The 13,987-nt window shown below is 65.6% G+C and carries 11 protein-coding genes and 1 pseudogene; 1 reads left to right on the top strand and 11 read right to left on the bottom strand.

The window, feature by feature from the left end; genetic code table 11:
- The 8 genes from OH799_RS01275 to OH799_RS01310 all read right to left on the bottom strand — a co-directional run bounded on the left by OH799_RS01275 (position 1) and on the right by OH799_RS01310 (position 11,181).
- Positions 1-771, bottom strand: coding sequence for a 2-phosphosulfolactate phosphatase (locus OH799_RS01275; RefSeq protein ID WP_406274497.1), 771 nt, complete (start codon positions 769-771; stop codon positions 1-3).
- A gap of 435 nt (positions 772-1,206) precedes the next feature.
- Positions 1,207-1,887 carry a DUF4158 domain-containing protein gene (locus tag OH799_RS01280; RefSeq protein WP_406274500.1) on the bottom strand — a complete coding sequence of 227 codons (681 nt, stop codon included), beginning with the start codon at positions 1,885-1,887 and terminating at the stop codon, positions 1,207-1,209.
- 106 nt (positions 1,888-1,993) lie between these two features.
- Positions 1,994-2,242 carry an SDR family oxidoreductase gene (locus OH799_RS01285; RefSeq protein ID WP_406274503.1) on the bottom strand — a complete coding sequence of 83 codons (249 nt, stop codon included), beginning with the start codon at positions 2,240-2,242 and terminating at the stop codon, positions 1,994-1,996.
- A gap of 672 nt (positions 2,243-2,914) precedes the next feature.
- A complete protein-coding gene (locus OH799_RS01290; protein ID WP_406274506.1) occupies positions 2,915-3,742 on the bottom strand; it encodes an alpha/beta fold hydrolase in 828 nt (275 codons plus the stop codon).
- Positions 3,743-4,282: 540 nt separating this feature from the next.
- Positions 4,283-6,286, bottom strand: a complete 2,004-nt coding sequence (locus tag OH799_RS01295; protein WP_406274508.1) for a polyprenyl synthetase family protein — start codon at positions 6,284-6,286, stop codon at positions 4,283-4,285.
- A 1,123-nt stretch (positions 6,287-7,409) separates the two neighbouring features.
- Positions 7,410-9,431 carry a polyprenyl synthetase family protein gene (locus OH799_RS01300; RefSeq protein WP_406274511.1) on the bottom strand — a complete coding sequence of 674 codons (2,022 nt, stop codon included), beginning with the start codon at positions 9,429-9,431 and terminating at the stop codon, positions 7,410-7,412.
- A gap of 484 nt (positions 9,432-9,915) precedes the next feature.
- Positions 9,916-10,299, bottom strand: coding sequence for a hypothetical protein (locus tag OH799_RS01305; RefSeq protein WP_406274514.1), 384 nt, complete (start codon positions 10,297-10,299; stop codon positions 9,916-9,918).
- 96 nt (positions 10,300-10,395) lie between these two features.
- On the bottom strand, positions 10,396-11,181 hold the full coding sequence (locus OH799_RS01310; protein ID WP_406274517.1) for a hypothetical protein: 786 nt from the start codon (positions 11,179-11,181) through the stop codon (positions 10,396-10,398).
- A gap of 9 nt (positions 11,182-11,190) precedes the next feature.
- Between OH799_RS01310 and OH799_RS01315 the strand changes: the two genes are divergently transcribed.
- Positions 11,191-11,367, top strand: coding sequence for a hypothetical protein (locus tag OH799_RS01315; protein ID WP_406274520.1), 177 nt, complete (start codon positions 11,191-11,193; stop codon positions 11,365-11,367).
- Here OH799_RS01315 and OH799_RS01320 read toward each other — a convergent pair.
- From OH799_RS01320 to OH799_RS01330, 3 genes and pseudogenes are all read right to left on the bottom strand, one after another.
- Positions 11,312-11,662: a hypothetical protein gene (locus tag OH799_RS01320; RefSeq protein WP_406282938.1), complete on the bottom strand. Its 351-nt coding sequence runs from the start codon at positions 11,660-11,662 to the stop codon at positions 11,312-11,314. The genes OH799_RS01315 and OH799_RS01320 overlap by 56 nt on opposite strands.
- 130 nt (positions 11,663-11,792) lie before the next feature.
- Positions 11,793-12,159, bottom strand: a pseudogene (locus OH799_RS01325) (single-stranded DNA-binding protein); the annotation flags it as partial.
- A 93-nt stretch (positions 12,160-12,252) separates the two neighbouring features.
- The gene (locus tag OH799_RS01330) at positions 12,253-13,551 is read right to left on the bottom strand and encodes a hypothetical protein (protein WP_406274522.1); all 1,299 of its coding nucleotides are present in this window, start codon (positions 13,549-13,551) and stop codon (positions 12,253-12,255) included.
- Between the last annotated feature and the right edge of the window lie 436 nt (positions 13,552-13,987).

Here is a 13,987-nt window from a genome sequence, read left to right on the forward strand (position 1 = left end):
CTACCGGCCTGTATCGATGAATGCTCCATCGACAAGCGTGGGCACCACACCGCTCGCGTCGAGTTCCGTGGCAATGACGACATCCTCCGCGAACCCGCCGCTCGTCAGCTCTCGACCAGAAGCGCAGTTGGAAATCAACGACGGGATGTCGTCGACGCCGTCATGACATGCCTTGGCGGCGAAAGCTTCCGGCGACAGTGGACCGGCTCCGCAGTCTGCGAGCGCTGAGACGACCGCTCCACAACCAAGCCAGTCCTCCACCGCGGGCCGAAGAATATTCTGGCCGGGCCAGTGTTCTCCGGCAGCAACCACGGAGATCGGCCGCTCGGATGTTCCCCAGCCCCGTCGACTGATCCAGCGAGCCACCGCAGTCGAATTCCGGAAGCATGCCGCGACCACTGGCACACCGGAGACGGCTGCCGAGATGGCAGATCCGTTGGGCGACGACAACACCAGACGCGCCGCGACCGGTGCCCGCCGTAGTGCGGCCGGCGACAGCGACCAAGGCTGCTCCGCGCTCACAGCTCGACGTCCCACTGCCAACTCCGCGCCGTGTTTCGCAGCGAATTCGGCGGCCGTGTCATCTCTCCAGCGATAAGGCACGACCTGTGTACCAGCGTCGACAGCGACGGTCACCGATGTCGTGAACGACAGGACATCGACAACCACTATGCACGCACTATCCGGACCCAAGGCCCTCGCCCCGGCCAGCCCCCACTCGAGCCGCACGCCCCACAGCCCCTGCCTCGACCAATCGATGTCACCCAACATAGCTTTCCCCTCCCGAGACGACCCTGATCCGGCATCGACGATAGAGGGCCAGGCCACGTATCAACCACCGCGCCAACCCGTTCTTCGGCATCTGGTGACAACTACCGTGCAAAAACGGTGACAGATAGCGTGCTCCCGCCGATCACAACTGCCACGTCGCGCGGCAGCATTAGTGACAGATATCGCGCTCTGTCACAGAAATCGATAGCTGTGGATATGCTGATCTTGTGGTTTCGGTCCCGGCACCGATGTTGGCCGTCGCGGGACGGCCGCCGGACAGTGCCGTATGGGCGATCGAGATGAAATGGGACGGATCGGTGATCGAAGCGCCACCACACCCGCAGCAGCCTGGCCCAGCACAAAGTCAAGCCGATAGTCCCCCACTCACCCATTCCAGACGACCTGCGGCGCATGCGCGGCAAGGAGGCGATCCTGTTATAGGACCGGGCGGCGCGAGCCCGCCAGGCCTCGACCAGCTTCTCCGACACGTCCGCGAACAGATCCGGCGGCAGGCGCAGGCCGCGGATCGCGTTCAACTTGTCGATTTCGCGCAACAGGGTCTCCAGTCCGACCCTGGCCAGGGTCGGCTTTCAACTCGGCGAGCAGCTGCCGATCGGCGAGATCGTCCAGCCGTTCGGTGCAGTGCTCACCCAACCGGGTCACGGTGCGGTCGCGGAACCGCTGATCGAACGCGGTCCGCGCCGATCCGATGATCCGCTCGATGCGGCCCGGTGGTTCGAGCCGCTCGGCACGACACCGCACCAGCAGCGCCTCGCGCAACTGTTCGTCACGCAGCTCGACAGGGCACACTTCGTTTGCCATCCAGTCCGCAAGCTTTTCCTCGTCCGCACGGGTGAACTCGCGGAAGCCGAAAGCGTCCCGGATCTGTGCGCGGTGATACTCGATCGTTCGTCCGGTCCAGCGGTATGCGGCGAACTCGCCCGGATCGACCGTGACCTTCTCGGCAAGGTAGACGACCGCGGCAGCAGGAATTTCGTCCCCGCCGCGCGGAACCTGGCCTCGATCTCGAAGAACTTCAGAACCAGGGCAAAGGCCAAACGTGTTGCGCCGGTCTTGTTGCCCACGAGCTGCCAATCGTCGCCGATCAGCATCCATGACGCCACCAGTTCCTCGCTCGACCACTCCCGACGCACGAGAGCGAACCGTACAGCGACCGCCGATCAAAGGTCAGCGGAATGGAGCCGCTACCTTGCGGCTAGTGTCAGTTTCGGGCGTCCGGGGCCAACAACGCGGTCGCACCCTCGACCGCGGACCGCAGCGAGTCCGCATGCTGCAGATCGGCCTGGAACGGCTCGATCTCTTCGGGCAGCCCGGCGAAGGTTGCGTTGCGGGTCGCCGCTCGCACACGGACCTCACCATGTTCAGCCAGTTCTGTCAGCAGTGCTCTGCCGATGTTGCCAGTCGCGCCGGTCACCAGGATCGTCTTCGCCGACGTTTGCGTGTTTATCATGCACGCAAAGTTAGAACCTCAATACCAGTTCAGGTCAAACGATCTGCCGCAACACAGCGCTCCTCACGACCGGCAACCTCCGACTTCGCTACGCGCCCATCAAATCCGAAATCTAAATCCGAACAACCCCATGCGAAGAGAGACGATCAAAATTTCGGGCCGCAGGTGAACGACAACCCCAACCGAAACGATGATCCGGAACGGACAGATGTTTGTTCTGTTCGGACGTAGGTTGCGGAGTTCGGACTTAGATTGCGGGACTGGTTGCGGAGTTCAGGTGAAGGTTGCGGGGATGGGTGGGCGACCAGGAAAGACACGGGCCGGCACCGTGGATCCGCCCCCGCCGGACCGCAACCGCGGCACCGAATCCACAAGGTAGATCCGAACACCCGCGCCGCCGAACAGATCGGCCAACCCTGCGGGCCGCAGGTCAGCTGTGGCCCGATCTGAAAGGTTCGCGCGGCACAGACAGATTTGTTTGTCGTCGTGTCCAGGTTTAGTTGGCGAACCGCAGCTCAGCGGCGCACCGCTCGCCGACTACGTCTGGACGGGACAGTTGTTGTCCTGTTCGGACATAGTTTTCGGGTTCTGTGGATGTAGTAGGGGCTTGGCGGGCAGACTGCCCGCCCGTGTCGAGCGTGGCCTGCGGCGAGGCGTCGGCGTCGGCAGCGGCTAACCGGTGGCCTGGTGGTCGAGGAAGCCGGTCACCGCGGCAATATAGTCGTCGGGGCGGCCGACCAGTAGCGAGTGGCCGCCCTCGGGGAAGGCGCGGAACTCGCTGCCCGGGTGTAGATCCCGCAACCGCTGGACATGGACCGAGGTGATCAGCGGGTCGTCGTCGGCGCGGACGATCAGCGCCGGGCCCTGCCAGGCCGGCTGCTGCTGCAGCTCGGGTGCCCGGCGCGCCAGGTCGAGCAGCCAGCGCATGGCATTGACGGCGCCCTGTTGCCCGGCTCTGGCATAGGCGGCGTCGACGCGCTTGACCCAGAATTCGGCCTCTCCGGAGTCTTTCCAGGTGATGCGCAACGCTTCCCGTGCCGCCGACCGGGTCTGTTCCCACGGCGTCGACTCCGTCGCTGCCACACGGGCTTCCAACCGCGGAATGTCCTCCGGCCCGTACAGGCCGGTGCCGGTGAACACGATCGACCGCACCCGTTCGGGCGCCCGTCGCGATAGCACCTCCGCCAGCATCCCGCCCGCCGACTGCCCGACCACATGCGCCGACTCGATACCGACGGTGTCCAGGATCGCCACCACACCCTCAGCGAGCTCGTCAAACGACGTGGCAGTCGGCGGGTAGTCGACGGTCACGACCCGGGAGTCCCGCAGTGTGGGTGTCAGGTCGAGCCATCCGATCGCGATGCCCGCCCCGCCTGGCAACAGGACCACGGGCTCGCCATCGCCGCCGGCATAATAGGACCAGTCGTGCGTGCCCAGTCGCAGTTGTTTCCGGTCGAGGTCCCGTTCGAACGCCACCGCGCGGCTCTCAATCGACTCCATATCGTGAAGTTAACATATGCTTACCTAAGAATGCATCTACTGTGTGGTCTCGCACGACCGACCGAAATCCGAAAATTAGATCCGAACACCACACGTGGATTGTGATAACGACACAGACTTCGGGTCGCAGCTCAGGGACTACTCAACCCGAAGTGATCACCCGGAACAGACAGTTGTCCTGTTCGGGTGTCAGTTCTAAGGTGATGTGGCGAGTTCTCATGTGATGTGGCGGTGGGGTGGCGGATTCTCAGCTGATGTGGCGAGGATGTTCTGATGCTGGGACCGAGAGAAGAGACAGGCTGCGCCGCTGACGAATTCCGACGCGTTCGCGGTGAATCGCGCCGCGTGTAATAGGTTCGGCTGCTTTCCGTTTGCGCACCCGCTCGTGTGTTCGACCCACGATGCGGATCCACTATCCCAGGACCTCGCATCCCTGGACCGACGAGGTCCGCACAGCCGGCGAAGCACTGAGGGCGCGTCCCGCGCGACCACCCACCGTGGATTGCGCGAAACACACCCTGCTTTGCCGGCTGCGGGGGCTTACGACGCGGTGGGAGCCGGTTCGGCGGCCGGGTAGTAGATCTCGCGGCGCAAGCGTTCCAGGTCCGGCGCTGCGGAAGCCGAGGTCGGCGTGTACCGATCGGACTGATGCGCCTCGAGCAGGTTTGTCACGTTCTCGTAGAGAGACACGTACTCCTTCACCTGGCCGGGCAGGCCGGGAATCATGCGGACGAGCGCGGGGAGGTAGCGGACCACCGCGTCGAGCTGGGCGCGGTGCTCGGCTATCTGGCGCTGCACCTGCTCGATGGCTTCGCTGCGGGTACATCCGGTCTCGTGACGGATCGCCCTGACCAGGTTGTAGGGGATATGGTCGGCCTCGTCCCGATCCAACCCCGCCAGGTCGTTCCCCGCAACCATCACCAAGAAAACGAGTTCCTCGAGACGGCGGATCACGGGGTGGCTGCGCAGCTTCGGCGGCAGTTCCCGGTCCTGGCGCACCTCCAGGCAGGCGATGCCGATGTCGAACCCAGCAGTCGTTTTCCGCAGCGGCAGGTAGTCGGCCGTGGAGGGGATGTAGCCGGTGATGCGATGGTGGGCTTCGCGTTCGCAGGCGTCGAACCACTCCTCGAGGTCGTCGAGGAACCGCTCCTGCCAGCGGGTGGTGCGGCCCTCGCGCAGGCGCGGCCACACACTCGCCCACGCCGTCGGGATCGCGCCGGACCTCCACGGCGCCTGCGGGTCCTGGCGCAGGATCGCCACCATGCCACGCCGCAGCGCGGTGACGGCTTCCGGGTCGGTCAGCCGCGGATCGTCGAACAGGTCGTCACACACAGCGATCAGCACGGTGATACCGACGGAGGTCTGTTCATGGGCCCCATCCGCCGGGGCCATGTACTGTGCCGGGAACCGGAACGCTCCTGTCCACCGGTGGTAGTCGGCTTCGGCGGTGGAGGCGACAAGGCCTGTGTCCACCATCCAGCTCTTCAACCATGACATGGCCTGCGGCGAGACCAGCTCACTGTCGGCGTGGGGTGGCAGCGTCGAGGGTGCGGAGGCGACAGGGCGGTGCGTTCGCCGGTCGAGTACGGACCGGGCATAGGTGCTCATCGCGTGGCAGGCGCGCGGGTCGACGGCCACGGCCGCAAGCTGACCGGCAGCCTGATCCATGAAATCCTCGGCCATCACCTGTGCTTCCTGCACCGCGTCGGAGGCGATGACGAGTTCACGGGCGTGTGCGGCTTGCTCACCCGTCATTGCTCTGCCCAGCAGGCGGGCCAGGCTTCGGTCGCGGGCAGCCGCGCGGATCACGGGAAGTGTGTAGATGCCTTCGGGTAGATCCGCGTTGACGGGCTTGCCCATCTCGTCGGCAGTCGAAGTCAAATCGAGGATGTCGTCATACAGCTGGTAGGCCAACCCGAAGTATCGACCGAACAGGGCCAACGCCTGTTCTTGGTCCTCGGCGCGGCCGGCCTGCATCGCACCCACCCGGCATGCCAGCGACAGCAGCGCCGCTGTTTTGCCGTCGATCGCGTCCAGATAGGCCTGCTCGCTGCGGGAGGCGACATACTGGTCGGCGGCCTCGATCACCATGCCCGCACACATCTGCTCACTCGCGATCGCACCCGCAAGCCCTTCGCGCTGACCGAGTTCGGCCAGTATGCGCCCGCCCGAGGCCGTCACGGCGTCTCCACCCAATACAGCCATATGCGAACCCCACACCGCGTTGGCGCTGGGGCTGCCGCGACGCTGGTCCGCGTGATCGATGACATCGTCGTGATACAGCGAGCCCAGATGCAGTAACTCCATGGCAGCGGCGGCGCGCACCACCCGGTCATCGGCCGGCGCCGCGGGGTCGGTGAGCAGGTAGTACGACAGCAACGTCAACGTGGGGCGCACCAGACGACGAGAGGTGTCGGGCCCTTCGTCGGTGAGCGCGGTCAGTTCGGGCCTGCCCCGGAACTGCACGGGGCCGAGAACGTCACGGACGCGGTCCAGGTCCGCCTCCAGATATGGGAAGACAGCCGAATCGATTTCACGTGGCACGCGGGCACTCCTGACTGGTTACAGCGGTCATCGACAACACCGCCGATCAATGGCAATTCGACACCACCATCACGCAGAAGATGTTGGTATCGGCCAATTTTGATGCCACCACTACCCGAGTGATGCCGGTTAGTGAGTGCCGTTGGGGGAGAGCACCGCCGATCGACGTTGCCAGAGACAACGATCAGCCAGGGAGAACTCGAGTCCGAGCACCAGGAAGCCCGTCACGGTCACTGGCAATCCGCCCGAACCATCCGCAACCGAGACATCCCACTCCCTGAAATCCGCCACTTCAAATGAGAAGTAGCGACCGACGACGATCGGATAGCGAATGGCGAACCGCAGGCCAACAACACAGCCCCGACAGATCAAACGAGAAGTGACATCGGGTATAGGTTTCGGTGTTCGGGTTAGGTTTCGTGGGTGCTTGCGGAGTTCGGACATAGTTTTCTGGTTCTGAGGACGTAGGGCGGTTGGCTCGGAAACCTGCGTGCCCGTGCCGGCCTGAGTGTGGTTCGCGGCGTCGCCGTGGGCTCGGGAGTCGAGATCGCCTATGTCGACCGGAAAGCGGCGTGTGGCGCTGATCGATGCGTGGTCGGTGCCGTTCGAGGGTGCCTGCCGGTGCGCGGGTCCCTTTCTACAAAGGGCAGCGCTATCACGTCGGCTGTTGGTGGACGGCGACGACCGGAGCACTCGTGGGCTACGAGTCGTGGCTGAAGCTCGATCGGCTTGTGCTGCTCGATTTCGATTCGGACGTGATCGGTATTGCAGCGCGGCCGTTCTGGTTGTTCTGGACCACACCGGAGGGCAAGACACGTTCACGCCGGACTACTTCGCCTGGTCGGTCGACGGTGCCGCGCTGGTGGTGGGCTGCCGGCCTCCCAGCGAATCAAGCCGCGGGATGCCGACTCTTTCGTGGTGACTCGCGCCGCGTGTAATGGGCTCGGCTGCTTTCCGTTTGCGTACCCGCTCGTCTCTTCGACCACGATGCGGATCCGCATACCCGGACCCCACATTCCCGGACCGACGATGTCCGGACAGCCGGCGACGCACTGAGTGGGCGTCCCGCGCAACCAACCACGGTGGACGCGCGGGACAAACCCTGCTTTGCCGGCTGCGGGGCTCACGGCGCGGTAGGAGCTGGTTCGGCGGCCGGATAGCAGATCTCGCGGCGCAAGCGTTCGAAGTCCGGCTCTGGCGCTTGGGTACCGGAAGTTTGCGTGTGCCGATCGCTCTGGGGCACCCGCCGCGTCATGTTCGTCAAGCTTTCGTATATCAACTCGTATTTCTTCCCCAGGCCGGACAGGCCGGGAAGGATTCGGAGGACCTTCGGCATGTAGCGGGTCACCGCGTCGAGTTGGGCGCGTTGCTCGGTCAGTTGACGCTGCACCTGCTCGATGGCTTCGTCGCGGGTGCAGCCGGTCTCGTGACGGATGGCTCTGACCAGGTTGTAGGGGACTTGGTCTGCCTCGTCCTGATCGATTCCCACCAGGTCGTTCTCCACGAAGGCCACAAAGAAGGCAAGTTCTTCGAGACGGCGGATCACGGGGTGATTGCGCAGTGTCGGTGGTAGTTCCCGGTCGTGGAATACCTCCAATATGGCGATGGCGGTGTCGAATCCGCTGGTCGACCTCCGCAGTGGCAGGTAGTCGGCCGTGGAGGGGATGTAGCCGTTGAGGCGATGGTGTGCTTCGCGTTCGGCGGCTTCGAACCACGCCTCGAGGTCGTCGAGGAACTTCTCCTGCCAGCGGGTGCTGCGGCCCTCGCGCAGGCGCGGCCATAAACTTGCCCAGGCCGTCGGGAGCGCGCCGGGCCGCCACGGTGTCTGCGGGTCCTGGCGCAGCGTTGCCACCATGCCACGCCTCAGCGCGGTGATGGCTTCCGGGTCCCTCAGCTGCGGATCTTCGAACAGGTCATCCCACACAAGACACAGCATGCCCAGGGCGGCGGCGGTCTGTTCATGGGTCGCGTCGGCTGGGGTCACGGTTGGGAACACGGCCGCCACCAGCTGGAACGATCCTGCCCACCGGCGGTGGTCCAACTCGGCCGCGGAGGCGGCAAGGCCGGTGTCCACTAGCCAACTCCTCACCCATCGAGTCACCTCCTGCGGGAGGCCCTCACGATGGTTGCGGGGTGCCTGCCTCGACTGTCGGGAGACTGCGGGCAGTGGAGTTCGCCGATCGAGTACGGACCGAGCATAAGCGGTCATCGCGTCGCGGGAGCGCGGGGCAGCGGCCAGAGCGGCGAGCTGACTATCAGCCTGGTCCATGAAGTCATCGGCCACCGCTTGTGCTTCGTCCACGGCGCCGGAGGCGATGACGAGTTCGCGGGCGCGTGTGGTTTCCTCACCCGTCATTGCTCTGCCCAGCAGGCGGGCAAGGCCCTGGTCGCGGGCAGCTGTGCGGATCACGGGAAGTGTGTAGATGCCTTCGGGCAGATCCGCGTTGACGGGCTTGCCCATTTCTTCGGCGGTCGAGGTCAAATCGAGGATGTCATCACGCAGCTGGTAGGCCAACCCGAAGTGCCGGCCGAACTGGGCCAGCGCCTCTTCGTCCTGATCGCTGCGACCTGCCTGCATCGCGCCCACCCGGCATGCCATCGACAGCAGCGCCGCTGTTTTGCCGTCGATCGCGTCCAGATAGGCCTGCTCGCTGCGGGAGGCCACATACTGGTCGGCGGCCTCGATCACCATGCCCGCGCACATCCGCTCGCCCGTGATCATCCCCGCGAGAACTTCACGCTGACCGAGTTCGGCCAGCATGCGCCCGCTCGCGAATATCGCGGAGTCCCCACCCAATACAACGAGATGCGAACCCCACACCGCGTTGGCACTGGGACGGCCGCGACGCTCGTGCGCGTGATCGATGACATCGTCGTGGTAGAGCGAGCCAAGGTGCAGCAACTCCACGGCAGCGGCGGCGCGCACCACCCGCTCATCGGCCGGTACCGCGGAATCGGTAAGTAAGTAGTACGACAGCAACGTCAAAGTAGGACGCACCAGGCGGCGAGAGCTGTCGGGCCCTTCGTCTGTGAGTGCGGCCAGCTCAGGCCTGCCCGGCAACCGTATGGGTCCGAGAACGTCACGGACGCGGTCGAGGTCCGCCTCCAGATGCGGGAAGACAGCCGAATCGATTTCACGTGGCACGCAGACACTCCTGACTGGTTACAGCGGTCATCGACAACATCGCCGATCAATGGCAATTCGACACCACCCTGATGCGGAAGGTGTTGGTATCCGCCAATTTTGATGCCTCCAACTACTTGGGTAATGCCGGTTGGTCAGTGCCGTTGGGGGCGAGCAGCCCCGATCGACGTTGCCGGAGAGACAACGATCAGCCAGGGAGGACTCGAGTCCCAAATCCGCAAGGCAGGTCAGAACACCCGGGAAGTTCGAACCGTCCGGCCAACCTCGCGGGCCCCAGGTCAGCTGTGGCTCGATCCGAAAGGTTCGCGCGGAACGGACAAGAAGTGGAGAAGGTGAAGGTGAGAGGGTGACGTGTGGATGGATGCGGGGAGTGCGGTTGGGGTGTGGGAGCGGCATGGTGTTCCTGTGGTTGTGACAGTGCGGTTGGTGGTGGTACGGGACCGGTGGTGGGGGTCCCGTACCTCGTCGTCGGCGCAGCGGAGATTCAGGCGGGCGCGGTGATGCGCGTCCATTCGACGGATTGGCAGGCGTAGTGGCGGTCGTCGATGGCGATGACGTCGCCGACGGACAGTGACCGCAGCCGTTTGTCGGCCCACGCGTTGGCGTGGGCGTTGTCGTCGGGGCGCTCGGGGTGTCCGTTGAACGCGGCGAAGGGGCGTTCGAGGATCACCGCGTCGGCCGGGGCCCCTCCGACAGGGATGGTGTACTCGTAGGCAAGGATCAGCGGCGGGGCGGGGGTGTAGCCGTGGAGCAAGGAGTGCGGGGCGCTGTTGAGGAGCACCCGCACGATGACGGCACGGCGGTGTGGTGTGAACGCGCGGCGCAACGTTCGGGTGAGGCGGCGTAGGCCGGTTGGGGGTCGGTGCATCACGTGGGCTCCTGAAGGTTGGTGGTGGACCGGTCCGCCGTGGGCGCAAGGCAGCCACGGCGGAGCGGCGATCAGGGGGTGTAGTGGGATGTCGGGTCAGGCCGCCTGCGACTGATGGGGGCGGGCGGGGACGAGGCCGAGGTCGATCCGGCAGGTGAGGCAGTAGTTGTCGGCGTGGATGACGGTGTAGCGGGTGCAGCCATCGCAGCGGCCGTGGCGCTGATCGGCTCCCAACGTCACCCGCCTCTTCCGCGTGGCGGCGCGGGGGCGGGGTGTTACCTCGGTGCCGGTGAGGTCGGCGGCGAACTGGAGCGGCTTGGCCGGATTCGGGGTCAGTTCGGGATGGGTGGCGGGGAAGCGCGTGATGTGGCGGCAGATCGGGTGCGGTGCGGCCCGGTGCCACACCTCGACGATCAGAGCGTGTGCCGCAGCAGGGTAGGTGGCGGCGAAGAATTCACAGCGGGAGAACACGAAGTCCTCGGCGGTGAATCGGTCGGGCAGCGGTGCGATCCCGGGGCGGTGTTCGTCGTGGCAGGAATCGCAGAGCCCGTCATCGGAGACCAGCTGTTCGTCGCGGATGTGGATGGGCCGCTGGTCGGTCATGGCGCGTTCGATGAAGCAGGACACACACCGCCATCCCATCGCCGGGACCATCGCCGCGTCGTCGTAGTCCAGGCCGTTGCCCTCGCGTGGGATCTCCGGACGAGCATCGTCACGGACCCGCAACCCGGTGCGGGCATCGGCGAACGCCTTCGCCTCGTCCTCGGTGATCCGGCCGCTGCGCCGCGGCGCACCGCCCTGGCCGCGTCGGCGCGGGCGCCGAGCCCGCGGCGCGGTGTCGTCGTGGCTGTCGAAGTAGTCGCTGGTGCGTTCGTCCAACATCTCGTCGGTGTGGTTGCCGTCGCGCTCGCGGCGGGCACACCATGCGGCGCGATGCTCGTCGTCGTATTGGCCTGCGACATAGTTGACATAGACGCGGTCCCACAGCTCGGTGGCTTCGGCGCGGTCGGGATCAGCGGGCGGGGCCGGTTGCGTACCGGCATCGGCGGGAGTTCGGCGGCGGTGTAGGAGACCTCGAAGATCCCCGGCAACTCGCGGTGGTGCAGGCCGGGTCGGTGTCGGGGGCGCAGAGGTTGATCAGCTCCCGGCGCTCGGGGTCGGCGGCCTTCCACATCGCGTCGAGCCGCTTGTGCGCGGTCTCGAACCGATAGCGGGTAAAGGTGTCGGCGAGCTCATCGAGGAACGCGCGCTCGGCCGGTGTGGCGAGAGCGAGCACACCGGGGAACCGGGTGCGCGCAACGCGCGGGTTGTCGGCGTGCAGGCAGTGCAGGTGGAACAGAGCATCGTGGAAAGCACTGGGCATGACGAATGTCCTGTCTCGCGAGAAAGGAACCCACCCCGGGAATCGCGTGCGCTTCTCGCAACACGAGGGGTGGGCGGCTGGTCGGGTGACCCGCCTGAAGGGCGATCGACCAGGGTGGTGAACGAGGTGTCGCGGTGGGCGCGGTTGACCTTGGCGGTGGCGAAACGCAGCGACGGACCGACCTCGTCGACTTCGAGTTCGGTGGTGGTGCGGTTCTCTCCTTCGCGCGTCTGCCAGCGACGCTGCCGAAGCCTGCCGCTAACGATGACCCGGGCTCCGCGGGTCAGGGTCTCGGCGACGTTCTCCGCGGCCTCGCGCCAAATGTTGCAGCGCAGGAACAACGCCTCGCCGTCTTTCCACTCGCCGGTGTTGCGGTCGGGGTAACGGGGTGTGGAGGCGACGGTGAAATCGGCGACCGCCACACCATTCGGCGTGAAACGAAGTTCCGGATCAGCTGTCAGGTTCCCTATCACGGTGATTATGGTGTCTCCGGCCATGAGGTGTTCCCTTTCTGTTCGGGTGAGTGACGAGCACCGCCCACCACGAACAGATCCGTGGTGGGCGGGTGCGGTTTGTGTGGTTGTGCTGGTTCAGGACTCGATGTCGATGTCGTGGTAGTCGATGAGTTCGGCGGCGGCCTGTTCGACGTCGACCAAGGCGAAATCGAGGTCGAGATCGGCTGCGGCCTCGCCGAGGAACCGCAGATACCGCTGCGTGGCGGGCAGGGCGTCGCGCCACAGGCTCTTGCCGATCTCGAGTTCGGTGGAGGCGATTTGCATGGCGAGCACGATCGTCCACGCCCGGTTGGGCGAGGCGTTGCTGATCGCGGTGACCAGTGCCTCGCTAGAGGCGTCGATCCGCAGCAGCGAGGCCACTTTCGTGCGCTCGGTGTGGTTGAGTTTGTGCGCGAGAGTTTCGGCGACGAACCTGGCGGTGGACTGGTGCAGGGTGGCACCGGCCACCAGCCGCGGCAGGAATTTGTTGCGACGCTCGTTGGCGGCCTCACCGCGTACGTTCAACTCGATCACCCGCCGCCGCGCCAGCCGAGCCTGCTCCCGCACGGCTGCGGTGTCGGCTTCGATCTCCGGGTCGGGCTCGGGCACGACGACCTGGAATCCGCTGCCCGCCAGTGCATCCTCGGGCAGGTAATAGGTCGGGGTCCACCGATCCGCCCGCTGCACCGACTCGGCGTGGCGCAGTCCCTCGCCAGGTTCGGCGTCGGGGTTGTGGCGGGTGTTCCAGTCCACGGCCTCGGATTCGACGAGCGCACCGGTTTCCTTGTCGAGGAGCAACGCGTTCTTCTCCACCGCCAACCACACCACCCACTTCCGTGGGTCGGCATAGGGATGGTCGGCGGTGACCGGATCACCGTCGGAGGTAGTGAGCGTCGCGGCGGATACGAACCCGGCGTTGGTGTCGGGTTCGGTGGTCAGGATGCCGAATCCGTAAGCGGCATATGGGAGTGCGGCTTCCAGCAGGGCGCGGGTGGCGGCGCGTTCGGTGTCGATGCGCTTGTGCACGTAGGTGAAGTCGTAGCGCCCGGCGCGTTCGAGGCGCTGCACGGCGTCGGTGTCGCCGCGCTGCTCGTAGTCGGCGATGATGGCGAGTTGGTCGAGATCGATCTGCCGGTTCTCGGTCAGCAGCCGTTTCGCGGTCGGCGACGCCCCGATGGCGGCGGTCTTGGTGATCTCGGATCGCTTGCGCTGCAACCCTTCGGCCACCCGCGTCGCGCTCGCCCCCAGCTCCAGGGTGAGCGCGACACCGCTGGCAAGGTCGGCGTCGGGCAACGGGATCCGGCGCTCGTTGAGGTTGATCTGGTCGATCGTGCGCGCGATGCGGCGTTCGTTGTCGTTGACGGCGGGGTCGGCGTCGGTGATCCACACCGGCACTCTCGCCAGGCCGACCCTCGCGGGCCAGAAGCACCCGCAATTGGCCGTCGTAGACGTGCACCGACCCGTCGGGCTCGCGTTCGGCCAACGCCGGGGCCCGCACCCCGAACATTCTGATCGACGCCTTCTCCTTGGAATAGTTTTCCAGTTCGATACTGGTGCGCACGTTCTCATCGATCACCAGCTCATTCGGATCCAGATACGCCGCCTCGGCCTTCGGCGGCGGTGACACGATCGGATCGGGATCGGTGGTGGTGGCGTCGGACGTCACACCGGTGCTCTCGATATCCACGATGTCGGGCGTGGGGCTGGTGTCGGGGACGACGGACAGGGAGGCAGTGCTCACGGTGATCTCCTCACAGAACAGACGGCGCGGCACCCATCCCTCGCGATGAGCGGGGTGAGGTGCCGCGCCGAAAATATGGATACGGGACAG

It is taken from the genome of Nocardia sp. NBC_00881 (assembly GCF_045207455.1).
Classification (GTDB): Bacteria; Actinomycetota; Actinomycetes; order Mycobacteriales; family Mycobacteriaceae; genus Nocardia.

Excerpts from the sequence above, each read along its gene's own strand:
- OH799_RS01275 (WP_406274497.1), bottom strand. The coding sequence starts at position 771 with ATGTTGGGTGACATCGATTGGTCGAGGCAGGGGCTGTGGGGCGTGCGG.
- OH799_RS01290 (WP_406274506.1), bottom strand. The coding sequence starts at position 3,742 with ATGGAGTCGATTGAGAGCCGCGCGGTGGCGTTCGAACGGGACCTCGAC.
- OH799_RS01285 (WP_406274503.1), bottom strand. The coding sequence starts at position 2,242 with ATGATAAACACGCAAACGTCGGCGAAGACGATCCTGGTGACCGGCGCG.
- OH799_RS01280 (WP_406274500.1), bottom strand. The coding sequence starts at position 1,887 with ATGGATGCTGATCGGCGACGATTGGCAGCTCGTGGGCAACAAGACCGG.
- OH799_RS01305 (WP_406274514.1), bottom strand. The coding sequence starts at position 10,299 with ATGCACCGACCCCCAACCGGCCTACGCCGCCTCACCCGAACGTTGCGC.
- OH799_RS01310 (WP_406274517.1), bottom strand. The coding sequence starts at position 11,181 with ATGTTGGACGAACGCACCAGCGACTACTTCGACAGCCACGACGACACC.
- OH799_RS01320 (WP_406282938.1), bottom strand. The coding sequence starts at position 11,662 with ATGCCCAGTGCTTTCCACGATGCTCTGTTCCACCTGCACTGCCTGCAC.